The organism is Thalassotalea montiporae (assembly GCF_053485855.1).
The window spans coordinates 1-18,172 of sequence record NZ_JBQRUO010000013.1; the positions used below are offsets into that span (position 1 = coordinate 1).

The following is an 18,172-nucleotide window of genomic DNA, read 5'->3' on the forward strand; positions in this document are numbered from 1 at the left end:
TTGGCGGAGTGGACGGGACTCGAACCCGCGACCCCCGGCGTGACAGGCCGGTATTCTAACCAACTGAACTACCACTCCGCAGCTAATGCAAAATCAGAATTTTAATTGGCGGAGTGGACGGGACTCGAACCCGCGACCCCCGGCGTGACAGGCCGGTATTCTAACCAACTGAACTACCACTCCGCGTTTAAAACTCTGCTAATCAACAACATCTCGTTGAATGCGGAGCGAATATTACGGATCTGTTTCCTATCCGTCAACCACTTTTTTGAGATTATTTTCCAAGTGCACAAATGCCAACCAATAAGGGTGAAATAGCATCAAACTCCGGTGATTTATTCGCTTTTTTCAGCAGCTTGCTTAGTTTTTCTTTTGCGAAGAAATAGAAAAATACCGTAGCCAAGTGCAGCAATTACTAAAATAATACCATTGCCAATACCGATAAATAGTAAAGTTTCTTTTTCTTCTGCTGCTTTTATCGCCGCTTGTTCTTCTTTTAGTAGTTCAAGTTCTTCTTCAATGGATAATTTCGGTTCTTCATTACCCGCAAGCTGATCAATTTCTTCTTGGCTAACCTGAACAATTTCACCATTTTCATTTACCGTCGCCACCAGTTCATTTGGATCGCGATCAACATTAAATGAAAAGTCTGGCACGACTAACCTAAACTCTCGGCCATTTCGGGTTTCACCAAATGCACTAATCTTGACTCTATGAACGCCTGGTTCAGTGTAGCTAATTTCATGAATACGCTCACTGCCCTGACCTTCCATTATTGAAAATGCTTCTACTTGTTTATCAGGAAAGGTCACTTTTCCTTGGAATACCATACTGTCTGGATCAACATGCGTATCATCAATGGCAATATTAAGGAGATGCTTACTTTGCGAGTCCATCGTTGTTTCTGCAGTTAAAGTAATAGGGTTGTTATGAACAATTATCGGCTGTTGTCTAAGCTCCCTGCTCGCCATCGGCAACTTAATTAGGTATAGAGGAATCCATTCACCTGGGGAAAAGTTCAGTTCAAACTCACCGGTAAAAATACCATCGTCGGCATATTCATCTAAATTTCGACCATCGTCGCGAAACGAAGTTAGCTTAACCGGCTCAGCGCCAAAATTATTATAAGCAGAGTTGTTAGTACTGTAGAAGTCTACATCCAATCGAACAACGTCTTTAAAAGAAGGGTTATCTATAGCAAGCTCGCCATTAAATAACTTACCCGTCATTTTAATCGTTTCACCTGACAGCATAATATTAGGTAATGGCGCTACCTCAAGGCGCACTTCCGACATCACCATGATGTGGCTACCTGGTTGAATCTGCCCAATCGCTTGCCACGGGCCCGGCATTGGGCGTTTCATTTTAATCATGTCAAACGTGCGATCGTCGTACCACTCGACGCTTTCTTTATCATGCTGATTGACTTTGACCTTGCTGCCGTCAGGTCGTACTAAAATAATCGGTGGTGAACCCATTTTTCGATAAAACAATAACGTGACTTCATCAAGCTGGGCATCAATACGAAAACGGTTGTCAAAATAAGGAATTTGGTTGGTAACGTTGTCAACGTCGTAATAATCTATTTTAGGACTTGGCTTTTTCGCCATGGCTTTGTCTTTGCTAGCGTCCATTGACATATTGTTAGCCATAGCCTTGTTGCCAGCCATGGTCATCGTATTTGACTGCGGCGAGGTTTCTTCCTGTTGTTCAACTGCTTGGCTAATGTTGGCGAGCGAACTTAGCGATAACGCACCAACAACCAGCAGTCGACTTATTTTAACCATAGTGGTGAACTTCCTTTTTGCTCTACAATTGCGAGCCTTTCTTCATGTGCTATTAATTCATCGGCAGAAGCTTGAACAATCTTTAATGGCGCTCGATTTTCTGCTAGACGGCGAATACCACCAGCAAGCGCCCCACCATCACCTTCATCTGCGCTTAAATTAAATGTTGCCTGCTTGCGCGTCATCTCGATATAGACGTAAGCCAATAACTGGGCATCAATCAAAGCGCCGTGATAGGTACGGTCAACAAGCTTGTCTACCCGATAGTGCTTGGCAAGAAAATCTAACGTTTTTGGCGAGCCGAATTCATCTTTCGATACTTTCAGCGTATCGGTAACGGTACATATATCATCCGTCATCGGTAAACCAGCATTAACCATACCGAATTCGTGATCCATAAAGCCAACGTCGAATCGCGCATTGTGAATAACCAATTCAGCACCGCGTATAAAGTCGATAAACTCTTGGGCAACTTGGTTAAACAGTGGCTTATCGGCCAAAAATTCATTCGTTAAGCCGTGAACGTCAATAACTTCCTGCTCCATTTGGAACATAGGATTAATGTAGGCATGGTAGGTTCGCCCAGTCAGTTGACGGTTGATCATCTCAACACAACCAATTTCAACGATACGGTGACCTTCTTTTGGATTAATACCGGTAGTCTCGGTATCCAGTACGATTAAACGCTCTTCTTGCTTAGCTGGGCTTGACACTTAACACCTTTAATAACAACGAACCAGCGCAAATGTGCTGGCTTTCTGGCGGAGCTTCATAGGATAATAAAAACTGCATAATAAAAACAGCACAATCAAAATCGTACATCGAAAATAAATTGGTCATCAAACGCCCTATTTATCTGCGTACGAACGCCAATAATCAAATACTTGTTGGCCTTAAACCGCAAAAGGCAGTACTTAATGCAAAAGCACGTTTATATTTATACCGATGGTTCATGCCTCGGCAACCCCGGCCCAGGTGGCTATGGTGCGCTGCTTATATATAAAGCGCACGAAAAAGAGTTATCACAAGGCTACCAACAAACGACCAATAATCGCATGGAGCTTTTAGCGCCGATTAAAGCGCTACAAACACTCAAAGAAGGTTGTAAAGTGACCATTACGACCGACAGCCAGTACGTGCGTCAAGGCATCACTAATTGGATTCATAACTGGTTAAAAAACAATTGGAAAACTGCCAGCAAACAGCCGGTAAAAAATGTTGATTTATGGCAGCAATTACACGCAGAAGTTCAGCGCCACGAAATTGAATGGAAATGGGTTAAAGGCCATTCAGGTCACCCTGAGAATGAACGTTGCGATGAATTAGCAAGAACAGCTGCCGAAGGCAAAAATTTGATTATTGACCAAGGCTTTGGCAAGTAATCAGTGCGAAAAAGCCGTTACTTTTCTGGTAACGGCTCTGGAAATTCAACCAAATTTAGCTTTAATCGTTTACTCAACAAACATGGTGCAGCAACGATTAAGGCGATTGATAATTGCGCCACCATCACACTCACATCCGTTAACTGCCACCAATAATAGCCAGCAAACACAATCACACTATCTATCACTAATGCCGCCACTATCATCTTTAATGTATGAGGCCACACAGCTTTCACCCATGAATTCGCATTAGGACGCCTTAAGCTCACTAGCAGCAAAACTAATAGTCCTAAGCTACCGGATGCCAAATTTAGGTAGAATAACTTGGGCTCTGGGTAAATCCACTGAATAATTCCTACCCTGTCATTGAAGTTGGTGACCGACATCATCCACACTAGGTAGCCACGTAATAAGTAAGCAAGCGCTAAATAAATAGTTTTCGAGAGTTTAACGCAATCAAAACGATCAAAATCGCTCACCGTATAATGTTTAAATTGTTCTGCCACTTAGTAACTACCGCCCAGCCATGTCGAGTTTTAACGTTTAATTGATGCCTTAGTTTGATTAATTGCATTAGCATCACCCTTTTCTCGTTCAACCCATAACAGATCTTGCGCAACTGTAATCGCACGAACCGCTTTCGACTTGAACTCTCTAATGTACAAGGTGTAAACCACAACTAAGCTTGCTAACGCAAATAACCAAGGGTGAAAGAACCAACAAATTACGGCTAACGAGAAATAATAGGAGCGCAGTCCATAGTTGTAGGAGTGTGCGGCTTGGTCTTGAACAACGGCCATTTGCTTAGCGTATTGTTTTAAGTTGGGGTTTGTTCCCGCTAAATCAATAGGTGCAGCACCTATCATAACGTTCAAAAAACCGTATTGACGCATAGACCAAGTAAAATGGAAAAACGCTAATACAAATATAAATGCCAATAAGGCCAGTTTAAGTTGTATCGCAAGGTGATTCGACGGGTCAGCAAAAGGCAGCGACGCAATCACTCCCTCCAGCTTTTCGATTTGCGCAAATAAAGTCAATATACCAGCGATAACCAACAGTGACGTTGAGGCAAAGAAAGCGATATTGCGTTCTAAATTGGCAAGCAGTGCCGCCTCAGTTACGCGAACATCGCGAGTCATTAGCTCGTACATCCAATGAATTCGGTGCTGATGCAAGCAACGAGCAATACAATTGGTAGTTTTTGCTTGTTTACGTGCAAATACCGTATAACCAGCCCAGCAGAGAATAAAAATAATGATGGCGAAAATATCGAACCAACTAAACGGCATAACCTATAGTCTCCTCATTTTTACTAGTAACGCTCTAATTAACAGTAAAACCCATGTAAAATAAATGTTAACAACAGCATTAACTTACGTTTGTCTATTCAGACATATTCTGACACAATACTTGCCCAATAAAACAACAACAATAACAAAATCAAGGGCTATTAAGATGTTCGCCAGATGTCGTCAGGGATTAGCAGTTGCCCTGTTAACGTGTTCTTTTTCTCAATTTGCCACGCCATTTACCCAACAAGCAAAACAATCAATCGCCATTCCCCATACTAACCTCAATGCAGTGATAGACGGTGACTTAAGTGATCCGATTTGGCAACAAGCAAAAGTTATTTCACTTGATAATGTGACCAGCCCTTACGAAAACACACCGAGCCCAGTAAAGACCGAAGCACGTATCATCGACAACGGTAAAGAGCTGCTTGTCGCATTTATCGCACATGATCCCAATCCAAACAAAATGATCAGCTCAATTGGTGAGCGTGACACTAAGTGGTTCGACGATGTTGTTGGTATTATCATTGATCCGCTGAATAATCGCCGCCTAAGTTATAACTTTTTTGTGAACCCCTACGGCGTACAAAATGATGAAACCTTCAATGAAATTACCGGATTACCGAATGAATTATGGGACGGTATTTGGCATTCATACGGCAAGGTAACGGAATTTGGTTATCAAGTGGAAATGGCAATCCCTTATCAAATTTTGAATTTTGATGAGAATAAGAGCATTCAGCAATGGCCATTCGAATTGGTGCGCATCTACCCGCGTGAGCAACGACTGCGCATTTCCAGTGTAAAGCTCGATCGTGACAATGCTTGTTGGCTATGCCAATACCCGATGGCAGAAGGCTTTGAGCAAGCTGAAATAGGAGAAAACTTACAAGTTACCCCAGCCCTTGTTGCCAGTTATGATGAGCAACGCGATATCTACGACCCACAATCTGATTGGCAAAGTGAAACCGATGTTGAAGCTAGCCTAGATTTGCGCTGGGGCATCACCCCTAAAACCTTATTTAACGCGACACTTAACCCCGATTTTTCAACCGTTGAAGCCGATGCAGGACAGCTTAAAGTTAACAACAAGTTTTCACTGTTTTTTGATGAAAAACGCAGCTTTTTTCTTGAAAATCAACACTACTTTGAAAGCATTACCGATCTTGTATACACCCGTAATATTGCCGATCCTGATTACGGCGCAAAGTTAACAGGCAGCCAAGGTTCACACAACTTTGGTGCATTTGTTAGCCATGATGAAGAAACTAATTTCATCTTGTCTGGCAACCTTAGCGCGAATATCGCCTCTTTAGATACAGAAAGCCATTCAGGTGCTTTACGCTACCTTTATGATATTAACCAAGATGTGACACTGGGGGTTATTTCAACGTTTCGACGTGCTGACGACTACCATAATTATGTCACCGGCCTTGATGGTAGTTATCGCATTAACGGAGCAAACTCCTTGAAGTTTCAATGGTTAGCAAGTGATACCGAATATCCACAAGACCTGTTCACACAATTTTGTCGAAGCAACTGTTCACCCAATGAACAGGTGTTGCGCAGTCAAAAAGACGGAAGTTTTTCTGACAACGCCTACCAGCTTAAATATCTTCACGATTCTGAATATTGGACGCTAGATGCGCAGCGTCAATGGTATGGTGAGGATTTTCGCGCCGACCTAGGATTTATCAATCGCGTTGATTACGTCAATGATCAAATTAATGTTGTTCGCAGCTTTTACCAAGATGAACAAGCGCTTTGGTCGACAATTGATGTCGGCAGTAAATACGCCATTCAGCATAATGAAAACGGTGAATTAATTAACCGAGAGCAATCATTTTATGCTTTTGCCGACGGTCCACTATTGTCGCGTTTAGAGTTAATTTATGTCGATGCTAATAAAGTGGGTTTGCGACAAGACAGCAGCAATTTATATATCGATGGCAACACCAAACGCTTTAATGAACAGCAATGGCGCTTCTTTGGGCAACTTAGACCCAATAATAAAACCTATGTATCGCTTGAAGGTACATTAGGCGATAAAATCGATTACGACAACGATCGCCTAGGTGATATCGTCGAGCTGATTGGTAATGTGACATGGCACCCTAACCCTCATCTTGAAATTGACCTATATCACACCTATAGCGAGCTTGATGCAGACAGCCAAAACGTTTTTACCGCTAATCTGACCGATTTAAGGCTACGCTATTACTTTGATGTGCAAAGCTCTTTAAAACTGAGCCTTGTCTATCAAGATATTGATTACAACCCTGACAATAACCCGCTGAGCTTTTTTAGCGAGCAAGAACGCAGTTTAGCTACACAGTTGATATATGCCTATAAGCTAAATCCGCACACGGTATTTTTCTTAGGTTATTCAGACAACAGTTTTGAGGATGACTTTGTTGGGTCATTAAAACAGGAAAGGCGCACAATATTTACCAAAATAAGTTACGCTTGGCGATAATCTGATAACTATTACCTTGCGTTTAATCAAGCACATAATGCATCGACATAACTTAAAATATTGCGGGTTAAATACAAAAAAGGAATAGCATGTTGAGGTTTGCAATATGGTTGGCTTTGGTGGCGAGCTTTTACAGCACAGCTGCCCTAGGCGCTACATTAGTCATCGCCAGTGATGATGCACCGCCACATATGATTGCAAAGACCAACAGTGGTATAGATTTAGACATAGTCACACAAGTCCTGAAAAGCCTAGGTCACCGTGTTTCCTATACTTATGCCCCGCTGCATCGCACTAAACAAATGGTGATCAACGGCGATGCTGATGTTGTTGTCCCCACCTTTTATCAAGAGGATAACGACAAACTGTATTTTTCCGCCCCTATCATCAAATACAAACCAACCATTTTCACTCGGCTTGCTGACAAGCTCAGTATTAATAAGCTTAGTGATATTGCCAGCTTGTCTTTGTTACCAACAAAAACGCAAATAGACAATTTAGCGCCAAACGAAGAACCATCAAGAAGTGAAGAAAGTCAGCAACAAGCGCAGAGCCTTCATAGCGCTACTAACAACTTGTCGGTCGTATCATTTCAAGGAGCAACAGGGTATTTTGGCGAAGCATTTGCTCAAGCCGTTGAGAATACCGACTATCGTGAATTGCACGACATGTCTAAGTTTCCGGCAATGTTAGTCACGCATCGGGCTGATGCTATCGTGCTCGACTACTATATTTTTTATTACTATTTGAGCCAAGCAGCTAATTCAGATGACACTATCCAACGTGCGGCTAGCCTAAATAAAATTCAAGAACACTACGCTATTCCTGAGGTTAATGCCTATGCTGCCTTTCGAAACCCTCAATTAAGGGATGAATTTAATCGCGCACTTGCTAGCTATATCGCCAATAACAAGCGTCAGGCTGTGATTGCTAAATATCTCGATTTTTCACAAGAGTAAATCTTTAAAAACTCAATTAGCTGGCTTTACATTTAACTTTTTAGCTTCTTAACTTCTTGGCAAAAGAAATCAGGCTTTTTCTTATCACCCTGTCTTAATTAATTCCTTTGCAAGTACTTAGACAACAAGCCCCTCCTACATACCAACGCAGTTGTTATTACACATTTTCGCACTATCAATACACTTTTTAACATTTAAGTCTGTTTTTGTTAGACTAGCGCGCTGACTCCGTATCGCCCTATGCGGGGCATTACCAACATTAAACAGTTATTAGATAAAGAGGTACTAATGATAAAGCCAAATAATCAAGGTTTTACCCTGATCGAATTGGTAGTGGTTATTGTGATTTTAGGTGTGCTGTCTGCAGTTGCATTGCCAAGGTTTCTAGATCTCTCTAAGGATGCCAGAGCGAATGTGCTCACTCAAATTAGCACTAGCGTGCAAGTAGCAAACGATCTCGTTTTTCTCAAATCAAAAATGCCAAGCTATGCAACTCAGCCTGTTGCGGGTCGTGCCGACTTACTTGATGTTGATTTAGATAACGACGGCACAATTGATTTAAGCAACGGTATTGATTTACGCCTGAAATGGGGTCATTTGGACAACACAGATATTTTCAAGCGTATTGATGTATCTGATGAGTTTATTTTTGAAGAACAAGGAATTGACTTTACTTATATCGGTTACGATTTTGATGGCGACAACCAGGTACAAGACGACTCGTGCTATTTCCGATATACCCAAGCTCAATCTGAGACCGTACCGCCGGTTTATACGGTTGAAGATAATGGCTGCTAATTGCGGGCACCACGTATTACATTTTCTGAACGCAAAGCAGCTTTATCGAATTGGTAGCAAACAGTAGGCATATTAGAAACACTACTTGCCTACTTGCCTACTTGCCTACTTGCCTACTTGCCTACTTGCCTACTTGCCTACTTGCCTACTTGCCTACTTGCCTACTTGCCTACTGGCAATCGATAGCTATAAAACCCCTAACAGTTTTAATTTGGTTTGATAGGTATGCAAAATCCAAGGTGTTTTAAACTGTAAGCCATGCTCCTGAGAAACAATATAGTCAGCCTGATGTTCATGTAAGAACTCAGCGATTTCCATTTCGGCTTCTGCCCTTTTTTGAATAAGTTTTAGCTTCGGTTTGATGGAGTAAAGATAAATGGTAATTTGGCCATTCAACGCTGGCCAAATTTGCTTTCTATCGTCTTCATCTAGCGAAGATTCAACCAAGTCCACTCTCACCTTTTCGTGGTGGTCTAAAATTAAGTCTTTGTACTCTTCTAGCATGGCCAGTAATTCAGACAGTACAGCTTGGTGCTGGTGGTAATAATTTACCTCTTTGATTTGCTGAAACTTATCAATATCGACGTTCCACATGGGCTGTCCAAGCTCTAATATCTGAATTTGGCGAACGATCAAATGCGTCAGTGCCGAATCATACAAGCCAATAATAGTCTGCAGCTTTTGCTCTTGTTCAAATTGCGAGAAGTGCTCTTTTACCTTAGTTAAATTATCGAGTACCGTGATATGTGCTTGATGAACCTCTTGAATTTTATTAGCCGATGCTGCGCTATTAGCGTAGCTATCCATAATATTTTCAATATTTTGCCGATATTGAGCTAAGTGCTCTTTTTGACTTTTTTCAAGCTCACTTTCCAAACAGCCAGCTAGCACCAAACATAACATCAATAAGATGATGAACTTTACTTTTAACATTAGAATTCCTTTTCTTATTATTTTTATTTTTTAAGAGACTAAGCAGTTAATTGAAAACTACTTAAACTTCACTTGTTTATCACTGCGACGATAAGTGCGGCTTTCTGGCTCAGTCCATTGCCCGTTTTTTAAGTAGCTGGTCGATACGGTGAGCTTATCTGGCGACATTGTGCTGGTCGATTTCACTTTGGTAATGCCATCCTTATTACCTGTTACCTCCTCATAGGCAACAAAGCTGTTATCGCTTAATACCTCAATTGTTCCTTGAGTATAAAAACCTGCGGTTGTGAAATAATAAAACACTAACTGCTGCTTACTTTTATCAAAGAAAATCAGTGACTCGCCGCCATACATGCCGTTATTAATAGAATGGAGAGTGCGCAGTGTTGTGCCATTCAAGGCTTTTTCCCAACGAGATACATCTACAACCGTCGGTTGGCCATCTTTTTCTTCAAACACCGCTTCCCAATTGCCGAGATAAGGCTCGAATATCTTTAGTTCATCGATAAATGGCAGTGTGTCAGCTGACACCTTTAAAGAAGTACTAAAGAATGCCATGCCCAGCACGTATGCAAGAATATAATTACGCCAATTCATTGTTGTTCTCCTTCTGTTGACGGAATGTGTAAACGGGAAGTGTCAACGCGATTATTTTTATTGAATCTTAGCCTTAGAGTACGCCCTAGTATCAATAACGACAGTAGCCGAAATTTTATCGTGAATCGCTTGACGGTTAGCATCCCAAAAAATTTGTATAAATCCTAAGAGGCCTGTCGCTATACCGGCGCCATAGCCGCCGTATCGACCAAAGCTATCCCATATCGATAATGGTGTGCCATCAAGTTGAATAACGCGAATACCGAATAGTTTTTTACCCGGTGTTTGCCCGCCCCATACCGCAGTGAGCGCGGTAAAATAAAACGCTGCCCAGCCAAAACCTAGTCCTAAGTCGTTAATAATGCCTTTAACGAGCTCGACAAGTGAGTACACTGGCTTGTCGGTAGTCGAAGGGATTTCAGTACTCGATGAGTTGCTTTCTTGGTTATCTAAGTTTCGTAGATTATCTTGGCTAGCTTGGTCTGCGCTATTAGCGTTTGGCTCTGCTACCTTGGCAAGATCGCCGCTAATGAGCTGTTTACTAATCGCATTTTCATCTGATTCGGTCTCGGTAAGTAAGGCACTAAGCTTTGAAATAAGCGCTTTTTGTTGATCAGCAGGCACTTCCAGCCCAGTGACAGTTTCGTTAATCAAGGTTCGTTTATTTTCATTGGAAATGCTGGTTTCATTCAAAATAGTGACACTTGGCGATAGGGCTTGATACCAGCAATCGACAGTTTCACAATCACTATCGCTAAGCTCTGATACCACCTTGCCAAAGGCCACGCTAATCATTAATTGATCACTGACCGACACTGCTTCTTCTTGGTCTATTACCGAATTCAAATCGGTATACCCTTTACCACTGTATCCACCATCGTAGTATTTATTGCTATCAGACCAACCTAAGTCATCGAAAGCATCTGGTAAAACAGAAAGTAAAACGACAAAAACACTAAATGCCGCAATAAAACGCATAAATTTTCGACGCTTACGCCCTTTCGTGTAACCCATTTCTTCTGCGCGTTGCTGGCTACCTAAACGATATAAAGTGATCGCGATCACAATTGCCAGCAACTCCCCTGGGGCACTGCTTAGCATTGCAATTAACAAACCATCAATAGCGATAGCACTGCCCCGCTTAAATGGCGATGCAAGTGGTAATCCGAATAATGATTTATCTATTTTAAAAGCGAACGGAGTGAGTATTTGCCGAGTTTCATCACCTGTTAAATGATGTTCTGATAGTGCGTCTGTAGCTTGAGTAGTTTGGTGAGAAGTAAGCTTATTTGGATTATCGCTAGGTTTTTCACTTAGCTTATTACTGGAGGTGTCACTTGAAATGCCATTAGGTGTATCGCTTGAACTATCACGTGAATGGTCGTTTAAGCTCCTGTCTGCATTATGTTGCTGATTGCCTTGTGGATTAGCTTGCAGATTACCATGCAGACTATTGTTTTCGTTCACTTGTGCCTTGGTCGCATCCAAGTCAGATGATTGCAAATCAGTAGCCACCAATTGCTCCTTGTAGGTGTGCTGTTGTTTTAGCAACTTCAATGCTAACTTATTGAAATTACATTATTTGATGTGGTTTGTTTAGCTATGCAGTTTAAGCATAAGCAAAGCGCTTCCCTAGAGCAGCGCTTTAATCCCTTCAGTTAACCCAGATATTGTCATCGGGTACATTTTCTTATCAACCAATTGATGCATAATGTTGATAGACGGATAATAATGCCATGCTTCTTGAGGTTGCGGATTTAGCCAGATCACTTTGTCAAAATGATCGGTAACTCGCTCCATCCAAACACTGCCCGGCTCTTGGTTCCAATGTTCGACACTGCCACCAGGGTACGTAATTTCGTATGGTCCCATGGTCGCGTCACCAACAAATATCACTTTATAGTCGCGACTAAACTTATGGATAACATCTAAAACATCCATACCTTCGTTATAGCGCCGCGCATTGTCATGCCACACTTGTTCATACAGGCAGTTGTGGAAATAGAAAAACTCTAAATGTTTAAATTCGGTATGTACCGCCGAGAACAGCTGTTCACAAACGCGAATATGATCGTCCATTGAGCCGCCAACATCGAAAAACATCAGCACCTTAACCGCGTTATGGCGCTCAGGCTTCATTTTGATATCTAGATAACCCGCATTTTTCGCGGTTGCGGAAATCGTATCATCCATCGCCAACTCTTCACTCGCGCCACTGCGTGCGAATTGTCTAAGCTTACGCAATGCCACCTTGATATTGCGTGTACCAATTTCAACTTGGTTATCTAAATTGCGGTATTGACGTTTGTCCCACACTTTTACTGCTTTGCGATGGCGCGACTCATTTTGACCAATACGTACACCTTCAGGGTTATAGCCGTAGGCACCAAACGGTGATGTACCACCTGTGCCTATCCACTTATTGCCCCCTTGATGACGCTTTTCTTGCTCTTTCAGACGCTCTGCCAAGGTTTCCATTAACTTGTCAAAACCGCCCATTGCCTCAATTGCTTGCTTTTCTTCCTCGCTCAAGGTTTTTTCTAATTGCTTACGCAACCAGTCTTCAGGAATAGACGATAAATCTAAATCCAGCGATTCCACTCCTTTGAAATAATCAGCAAAGGCGCGATCAAAGCGATCAAAATAACTTTCGTCTTTGACCAAAATTGCGCGGCTAATGGTGTAAAAATTGTCGATATCAGCAAACACCACGTTTTGCTCAAGCGCGCGAATTAAATCCAATAGTTCGCGAATCGTGCTTGGTACACGGTATTCACGAACTTTTAGAAAAAAGTCTATCAACATAATTTATCGACCTGAGCGGTTCATAAAGGCTAGCTTTTCAAATAAATGGACATCTTGCTCATTTTTTAACAAAGCGCCGTGAAGTGGTGGAATGGCTTTTGACTGCTGACTATCACGCAATACTTCTGGTGAAATATCTTCAGCGAGTAGCAGTTTTAACCAATCAATTAATTCAGACGTTGATGGCTTTTTCTTTAATCCCGGAATGTCACGTAACTCAAAGAACGAGGCGAGTGCTTGGTCAAGCAACTGCTTTTTGATACCAGGAAAGTGAACATCCACAATCGCCTGCATTTCAGCTTTATCAGGGAAGTTAATGTAGTGGAAAAAACAACGGCGCAAGAAAGCATCAGGTAATTCTTTTTCGTTGTTCGAGGTAATAATCACGATTGGGCGCTGTTTGGCGACAACGCGCTCTTGCGTTTCATAAACGAAGAATTCCATTTTATCGAGCTCTAATAACAAGTCGTTTGGAAATTCAATATCCGCTTTATCAATTTCGTCAATTAATAAGATTGGGCGTTGTTCGTGCGTAAAAGCCTGCCACAACTTACCTTTAACAATATAGTTGCCAATGTCTTTTACTTTTTCATCACCCAATTGGCTATCACGCAAACGAGATACCGCATCGTATTCATATAAGCCTTGCTGTGCTTTTGTCGTTGATTTGATGTGCCATTGAATAAGTTGAGTATCAAGGCTTGCAGCAAGCTGCTCAGCCAGCATAGTTTTACCTGTGCCTGGCTCACCTTTAATGAGCAATGGACGCTCAAGTGCAATAGCGGCATTAACAGCAAGCTGCAATTCTTTTGAAGCGATATATTCGGATGTACCTGTAAATTGAGTCATAAAAATACCAAAAATTGATCTAAATTCGTAATTTCGTTATTCCATTTTTGCATATAAGATATAACGAAATATCACTTTTTTTTTTGTAATATCTAGCTACTCTAATGGAGTAATTCCAACAATTCTATATTGTTAACAAGAATATTCTACAGGATCCGAACATGACTTCTATCTTTCAAGACAACTCAACCAGTATTGGTCGCACGCCACTCGTTAAGCTTAACCGTGTGACTGGCGGTAACGTATACGCAAAAGTTGAAGCAAGAAACCCTAGCTTTAGTGTTAAGTGCCGAATTGGCGCGAGTATGGTCTGGGATGCAGAGCAAAAAGGTTTGCTAGGCGAAGGTAAAGAAATTATCGAGCCAACCAGTGGTAACACAGGTATTGCGCTAGCGTTTGTTGCAGCTGCACGCGGCTATGCAATTACGTTAACCATGCCAAATACAATGAGCCTTGAGCGTCGTAAGCTACTTGCAGCACTTGGTGCCAAACTAGAGCTTACCGAAGGTGCTAAAGGCATGAAAGGTGCGATTGAAAAAGCACAAGAAATTCGCGATTCAGACCCAGAGCGTTATGTGCTACTTGGTCAATTCGATAACCCAGCAAACCCAAAAATTCACGAAGAAACAACAGGTCCAGAAATTTGGAACGACCTTGACGGTCAAGTTGATGTATTCGTTGCTGGTGTTGGTACTGGTGGTACAATTTCAGGTACTAGCCGTTACTTCAAGAAAACACAAGGTAAAGACGTAATTTCAGTTGCTGTTGAACCAACAGATTCGCCAGTCATTACCCAAGCTAAAGCTGGCCAAGATTTAACCCCTGGTCCACACAAAATTCAAGGTATTGGCGCTGGCTTTATCCCTGGCAACCTAGATTTAGACTTAGTTGACCAAGTAGAGCAAGTCTCGAATGAAGAAGCGATGGAAATGGCACACCGCCTAATGAAAGAAGAAGGTATCTTAGCAGGTATTTCTTCTGGCGCAGCGGTTGTAGCAGCTAAGCGATTAGCAGAATTACCAGAGAACGCAGACAAAAATGTTGTCGTTATTCTACCAAGCTCTGCAGAACGCTACTTAACTAGCCCATTGTTCTCAGACAGCTTCAGTGACAAAGAGTTAGTTCAGTAATTATCTGAATATTAGATAAACCACTGATTTGATTAAAAAAGGCGCACTTGGCGCCTTTTTTAGTGCATCAAGCTTACAGTTATGCATACAATAGCGAAAACCATGGACACTATTTAGGTATTATTTTTTAGGAATTATGAAACGACTTGTTAGCATTATCGCCGCCTTTTCATTTTTATTGACCGGTTGCACTGGCGAAGAAGAAATCACTGAGCTTGCCAACCCTGAGCTTGTCGCCGTTGCATTTTTTGACGCCCTCTATAATCAGAAAGACGTTAAAAAAGCCGCTATGGTATGCACACCTAAGCTTGCTCGCATCTTATTGCACTACAAATCGCCAACGGCAGTAAGTCGCCATATTTTTAATATGCAGTTTGATAAAGTAGAAATTAAACCTGACGATACCGGTGTCAAAGTGCGAGAGCAATTTAAAGATAACGCCGATATCGTATTGTACTTTGACGGTTATTTTCAAAATGAGCGAGTTAAAGACGTAAAGCGTATTAGTTTAAAACAAGTTGATGGCCGCTGGGTGATCGATAAAATTTTAAAAGACCCGTTTTAGAAATACCCAAAACACTCATTTAACTAGCAAAAAGGGCTTCCTGTTGGAAGCCCTTTTGTTTTGTTGATAATCCTTAGCGAATTAATTTAATTCTACACCTACTTGGCTATGACCTTACCTTCACGACGAGGGTCTGCGCCGCCATATAGCTTGCCATTTTTCACTTCAATGGCATGTACACCACTGTTTAGGTCACGCACCATCACTTTGTGTCCTTTCGCTTCAAACTCACCTATAAGCGCAGCAATGGCAGTCCCCTTTTCCAGTGTTGTCACCTTATTGCGGTTGGTAATTTTCGGTAAATTTATCGCTTGCTGAGGATTTAACTGCCAATCTAAAACGCCGACAATAGTTTGCGCAACATAGTTAATAATACGGCTACCACCTGGTGAGCCAACGACAAGTTTTAGGCTACCATCAGGGTTAAATACCATCATAGGCGCCATCGAGCTTCTTGGGCGCTTAAACGGCTCAACGCGGTTGGCAACCGGTTGCCCATTGCGCTCTGGAGATAACGCAAAATCTGTCAATTGATTATTGAGGATAAAGCCATGCACCATCACCGCTGAGCCAAATGCCATTTCAACACTTGTAGTCATGGAAATTGCGTTACCATCGCCATCAACAATTGAAATATGGCTAGTAGACGGCAGTTCAAAGCTATCATTTGTCGCGTAGCTAAGGGCAACTGGCTGTCCTGCTTGCGCTGTCCCCATGTCTTTTTCTGTCTGAATTAACATGGCTCGCTGATCTAAGTATGTGTCTGCCAACAATGCCTGTGTAGGTACTGTCACAAAATCTTGGTCAGCGACATATTTATCTCGGTCAGCAAAGGCTAAACGCGAGCTTTGTGTAAATAAATGCCACGGCTGTGCGCTGTCATACGCCAGTTTTGACAACTTGAAAGGTTCAAGCTGCTTCAAAATTTGGATAACCGCAATACCACCTGAGCTTGGTGGTGCCATGCCACACACTTGATAACTGTGATAGTCGCCACAAACTGCTTCTCGCCATTTTGGCTGATAATCTTTCATATCTTTGAGCGATAAACTGCCTGGTGCGATTTCTGCGTTGTGAACCGCATTAACGATGTCTTGGGCAATTTTACCTTGATAAAACGCCTCAACGCCCTCGCGAGCGATAGTGCGGTAAACTTCAGCTAACGGTTTGTTGACCAAGCGCTGCCCTGCTTTAATAGGCTCACCGTTAGGAAAAAAGTAATTAGCAATTTCCGGTAACTTTACAATGCCGGGGTTAAACTTCATCGCGACCAATTTTTCTAATCGCGGCGATACAACAAAACCTTGGTCGGCTAAGGTTATTGCCTCGTCAAATAATGCTGCCCAAGGTAACTTACCATATTTATCGTGTGCTGCTTTTAACCCGCTTAGTACGCCAGGTACGCCCACTGAGCGCCCACCAACCACAGCGTCAATCCATTTGATTGGTTTACCTGATTTATCAAGAAACATATCAGAAGACGCTTTCGCTGGCGCAGTTTCACGGCCATCAACCGTTGTTAATTGTTTATTGGCTTGATCCCAGTGCAAAATAAATGCACCGCCACCAATGCCTGATGATTGCGGCTCAACCAGTGTTAACACTAACTGCACGGCAATTACGGCATCCACCGCACTGCCACCTTTTGCCAAAATGTTGTAGCCAGCTTGGCTCGCATAAGGGTTAGCAGCAGCCACCATATAATCATTACCAACCACTACTTGCTTTTGGGTTAGCCCCGTAGCCGCTTCTGGCTCTCTAGTTTCACGAACTTTAACTTCACTAAAGGCTGCACTGCTAAATGAACAAGTTAAGGCAATGCTTAACAGACTCAAGGATAAAAAGTGTTTTTTCATTAACCTGACTACCTGATAATTATTTGATGAATTGTTTGATAAACCGCTGAACGTGCATCATTGCGTGCATTAACCCGTGTATCAATACCCATATTAACGCGCTGATTTTCTAAACGATAACTGATGTTGATTGTATTGCGCAAAGTTTTCTAACAAACTGGCGTAGTTTTCTGTGTTTTGCTCTAGAATGCCCAATGCGTAACAACTTGCTTCTAAGGTTGATAACGCATTTTCTTTCTGTGTTTTACGAATATCGTAACAACTCGCTAAACCACTCGGTAAATGCAATTGCGGCAGTTGGTGCAAGCATGTCGACAGTTGGAACATTTTGTAAGCTTTTTTCCAAGTACCATCAATCACAATCAATATAGTTTCTTCTGGTTGTGCGTTAACCTTGGCAGATATCTCGCTCGAATGCTCACCCGGAAACATGACATAGAATTTTTTCCTAATTAAGTTACTTTCTTCGTTAAGCATGCCGCTAAGAAAGGCTTGAAAGTCAGCGTGTTCGTCAAATTTCTCGCCCACAAAACGGCGGCTATTTGATAATGACGTTAACAGCAAGTCTGCACTGCCTTTTGGGTGATCAACTTCTTTGGGATGTTGAAGTATTACAATCTCAGCTTGGTTATTAACCTTAGCGACATAATGGCAAATACACCGAGCAGGCGGTCTTTGGCAATTATCACATGTGGCTCTAGCCATGTTTCTCTCAACTCATTACACTAGCGGCAAATAGT

The 18,172-nt window shown here is 42.1% G+C and carries 17 protein-coding genes and 2 tRNA genes; 6 read left to right on the forward strand and 13 right to left on the reverse strand.

Annotation, left to right across the window (positions count from 1 at the left end; translation table 11 throughout):
* Window position 1: 1 nt before the first annotated feature.
* From ACSLUR_RS18870 to dnaQ, 4 genes are all read right to left on the reverse strand, one after another.
* Window positions 2-78, reverse strand: a tRNA-Asp gene (locus ACSLUR_RS18870).
* Window positions 79-106: 28 nt separating this feature from the next.
* A tRNA-Asp gene (locus ACSLUR_RS18875) sits at window positions 107-183 on the reverse strand.
* A gap of 152 nt (window positions 184-335) precedes the next feature.
* Window positions 336-1,787, reverse strand: a complete 1,452-nt coding sequence (locus ACSLUR_RS18880) for a TIGR03503 family protein (RefSeq protein ID WP_448556872.1) — start codon at window positions 1,785-1,787, stop codon at window positions 336-338.
* Window positions 1,775-2,500, reverse strand: a complete 726-nt coding sequence (dnaQ, locus tag ACSLUR_RS18885) for a DNA polymerase III subunit epsilon (RefSeq protein WP_116000077.1) — start codon at window positions 2,498-2,500, stop codon at window positions 1,775-1,777. The genes ACSLUR_RS18880 and dnaQ overlap by 13 nt, the downstream gene beginning before the upstream one ends.
* A 204-nt stretch (window positions 2,501-2,704) precedes the next feature.
* Here dnaQ and rnhA point away from each other — a divergent pair, with 204 nt between their 5' ends.
* The gene (gene rnhA, locus ACSLUR_RS18890; RefSeq protein ID WP_448556874.1) at window positions 2,705-3,169 is read left to right on the forward strand and encodes a ribonuclease HI; all 465 of its coding nucleotides are present in this window, start codon (window positions 2,705-2,707) and stop codon (window positions 3,167-3,169) included.
* Between the two features lie 17 nt (window positions 3,170-3,186).
* Here rnhA and ACSLUR_RS18895 read toward each other — a convergent pair whose 3' ends face one another.
* Together ACSLUR_RS18895 and ACSLUR_RS18900 are read right to left on the reverse strand one after the other, a co-directional pair.
* Window positions 3,187-3,675: a DUF2919 family protein gene (locus ACSLUR_RS18895; protein ID WP_448556875.1), complete on the reverse strand. Its 489-nt coding sequence runs from the start codon at window positions 3,673-3,675 to the stop codon at window positions 3,187-3,189.
* A gap of 30 nt (window positions 3,676-3,705) precedes the next feature.
* On the reverse strand, window positions 3,706-4,461 hold the full coding sequence (locus ACSLUR_RS18900; protein ID WP_116013230.1) for a DUF599 domain-containing protein: 756 nt from the start codon (window positions 4,459-4,461) through the stop codon (window positions 3,706-3,708).
* A 166-nt stretch (window positions 4,462-4,627) separates the two neighbouring features.
* Between ACSLUR_RS18900 and ACSLUR_RS18905 the strand changes: the two genes are divergently transcribed.
* From ACSLUR_RS18905 to ACSLUR_RS18915, 3 genes are all read left to right on the forward strand, one after another.
* The gene (locus ACSLUR_RS18905; RefSeq protein ID WP_448556877.1) at window positions 4,628-6,940 is read left to right on the forward strand and encodes a carbohydrate binding family 9 domain-containing protein; all 2,313 of its coding nucleotides are present in this window, start codon (window positions 4,628-4,630) and stop codon (window positions 6,938-6,940) included.
* Window positions 6,941-7,029: 89 nt separating this feature from the next.
* Window positions 7,030-7,899, forward strand: coding sequence for a substrate-binding periplasmic protein (locus tag ACSLUR_RS18910; RefSeq protein WP_448556878.1), 870 nt, complete (start codon window positions 7,030-7,032; stop codon window positions 7,897-7,899).
* A gap of 288 nt (window positions 7,900-8,187) precedes the next feature.
* Window positions 8,188-8,697, forward strand: coding sequence for a prepilin-type N-terminal cleavage/methylation domain-containing protein (locus ACSLUR_RS18915; RefSeq protein ID WP_116002359.1), 510 nt, complete (start codon window positions 8,188-8,190; stop codon window positions 8,695-8,697).
* Window positions 8,698-8,883: 186 nt separating this feature from the next.
* Here the strand turns inward: ACSLUR_RS18915 and ACSLUR_RS18920 are convergent, their stop codons facing one another.
* The 5 genes from ACSLUR_RS18920 to ACSLUR_RS18940 all read right to left on the reverse strand — a co-directional run bounded on the left by ACSLUR_RS18920 (window position 8,884) and on the right by ACSLUR_RS18940 (window position 13,881).
* On the reverse strand, window positions 8,884-9,630 hold the full coding sequence (locus ACSLUR_RS18920; RefSeq protein ID WP_448556880.1) for a hypothetical protein: 747 nt from the start codon (window positions 9,628-9,630) through the stop codon (window positions 8,884-8,886).
* Between the two features lie 57 nt (window positions 9,631-9,687).
* Window positions 9,688-10,188 (reverse strand): hypothetical protein, encoded by a 501-nt coding sequence (locus ACSLUR_RS18925; protein WP_448556906.1) that lies wholly within the window; start codon window positions 10,186-10,188, stop codon window positions 9,688-9,690.
* 96 nt (window positions 10,189-10,284) lie between these two features.
* On the reverse strand, window positions 10,285-11,742 hold the full coding sequence (locus ACSLUR_RS18930; protein WP_448556882.1) for an RDD family protein: 1,458 nt from the start codon (window positions 11,740-11,742) through the stop codon (window positions 10,285-10,287).
* A 117-nt stretch (window positions 11,743-11,859) separates the two neighbouring features.
* Window positions 11,860-13,032: a vWA domain-containing protein gene (locus ACSLUR_RS18935; RefSeq protein ID WP_116000070.1), complete on the reverse strand. Its 1,173-nt coding sequence runs from the start codon at window positions 13,030-13,032 to the stop codon at window positions 11,860-11,862.
* 3 nt (window positions 13,033-13,035) lie between these two features.
* Window positions 13,036-13,881: an AAA family ATPase gene (locus tag ACSLUR_RS18940; protein WP_116013223.1), complete on the reverse strand. Its 846-nt coding sequence runs from the start codon at window positions 13,879-13,881 to the stop codon at window positions 13,036-13,038.
* A 161-nt stretch (window positions 13,882-14,042) separates the two neighbouring features.
* Between ACSLUR_RS18940 and cysK the strand changes: the two genes are divergently transcribed.
* Together cysK and ACSLUR_RS18950 are read left to right on the forward strand one after the other, a co-directional pair.
* Window positions 14,043-15,011 (forward strand): cysteine synthase A, encoded by a 969-nt coding sequence (gene cysK / locus ACSLUR_RS18945; protein ID WP_116000068.1) that lies wholly within the window; start codon window positions 14,043-14,045, stop codon window positions 15,009-15,011.
* A gap of 136 nt (window positions 15,012-15,147) precedes the next feature.
* A complete protein-coding gene (locus ACSLUR_RS18950; protein WP_116000067.1) occupies window positions 15,148-15,576 on the forward strand; it encodes a hypothetical protein in 429 nt (142 codons plus the stop codon).
* A 98-nt stretch (window positions 15,577-15,674) separates the two neighbouring features.
* On the opposite strand, the gene ggt is transcribed toward ACSLUR_RS18950, so the two are convergent.
* Window positions 15,675-17,432, reverse strand: coding sequence for a gamma-glutamyltransferase (gene ggt / locus ACSLUR_RS18955; RefSeq protein WP_448556885.1), 1,758 nt, complete (start codon window positions 17,430-17,432; stop codon window positions 15,675-15,677).
* Window positions 17,433-17,525: 93 nt separating this feature from the next.
* Window positions 17,526-18,137, reverse strand: a complete 612-nt coding sequence (locus ACSLUR_RS18960; RefSeq protein ID WP_448556887.1) for a tRNA-uridine aminocarboxypropyltransferase — start codon at window positions 18,135-18,137, stop codon at window positions 17,526-17,528.
* Window positions 18,138-18,172 lie beyond the last annotated feature (35 nt).

Bases quoted from the DNA above. Each gene is read 5' to 3' on its own strand.
- ACSLUR_RS18880 (WP_448556872.1), bottom strand. From the start codon at position 1,787: ATGGTTAAAATAAGTCGACTGCTGGTTGTTGGTGCGTTATCGCTAAGT.
- rnhA (WP_448556874.1), top strand. From the start codon at position 2,705: ATGCAAAAGCACGTTTATATTTATACCGATGGTTCATGCCTCGGCAAC.
- ACSLUR_RS18900 (WP_116013230.1), bottom strand. From the start codon at position 4,461: ATGCCGTTTAGTTGGTTCGATATTTTCGCCATCATTATTTTTATTCTC.
- ACSLUR_RS18905 (WP_448556877.1), top strand. From the start codon at position 4,628: ATGTTCGCCAGATGTCGTCAGGGATTAGCAGTTGCCCTGTTAACGTGT.
- ACSLUR_RS18910 (WP_448556878.1), top strand. From the start codon at position 7,030: ATGTTGAGGTTTGCAATATGGTTGGCTTTGGTGGCGAGCTTTTACAGC.
- ACSLUR_RS18915 (WP_116002359.1), top strand. From the start codon at position 8,188: ATGATAAAGCCAAATAATCAAGGTTTTACCCTGATCGAATTGGTAGTG.
- ACSLUR_RS18920 (WP_448556880.1), bottom strand. From the start codon at position 9,630: ATGTTAAAAGTAAAGTTCATCATCTTATTGATGTTATGTTTGGTGCTA.
- ACSLUR_RS18925 (WP_448556906.1), bottom strand. From the start codon at position 10,188: ATGGCATTCTTTAGTACTTCTTTAAAGGTGTCAGCTGACACACTGCCA.
- ACSLUR_RS18935 (WP_116000070.1), bottom strand. From the start codon at position 13,032: ATGTTGATAGACTTTTTTCTAAAAGTTCGTGAATACCGTGTACCAAGC.
- ACSLUR_RS18940 (WP_116013223.1), bottom strand. From the start codon at position 13,881: ATGACTCAATTTACAGGTACATCCGAATATATCGCTTCAAAAGAATTG.
- cysK (WP_116000068.1), top strand. From the start codon at position 14,043: ATGACTTCTATCTTTCAAGACAACTCAACCAGTATTGGTCGCACGCCA.
- ACSLUR_RS18950 (WP_116000067.1), top strand. From the start codon at position 15,148: ATGAAACGACTTGTTAGCATTATCGCCGCCTTTTCATTTTTATTGACC.
- ggt (WP_448556885.1), bottom strand. From the start codon at position 17,432: ATGAAAAAACACTTTTTATCCTTGAGTCTGTTAAGCATTGCCTTAACT.
- ACSLUR_RS18960 (WP_448556887.1), bottom strand. From the start codon at position 18,137: ATGGCTAGAGCCACATGTGATAATTGCCAAAGACCGCCTGCTCGGTGT.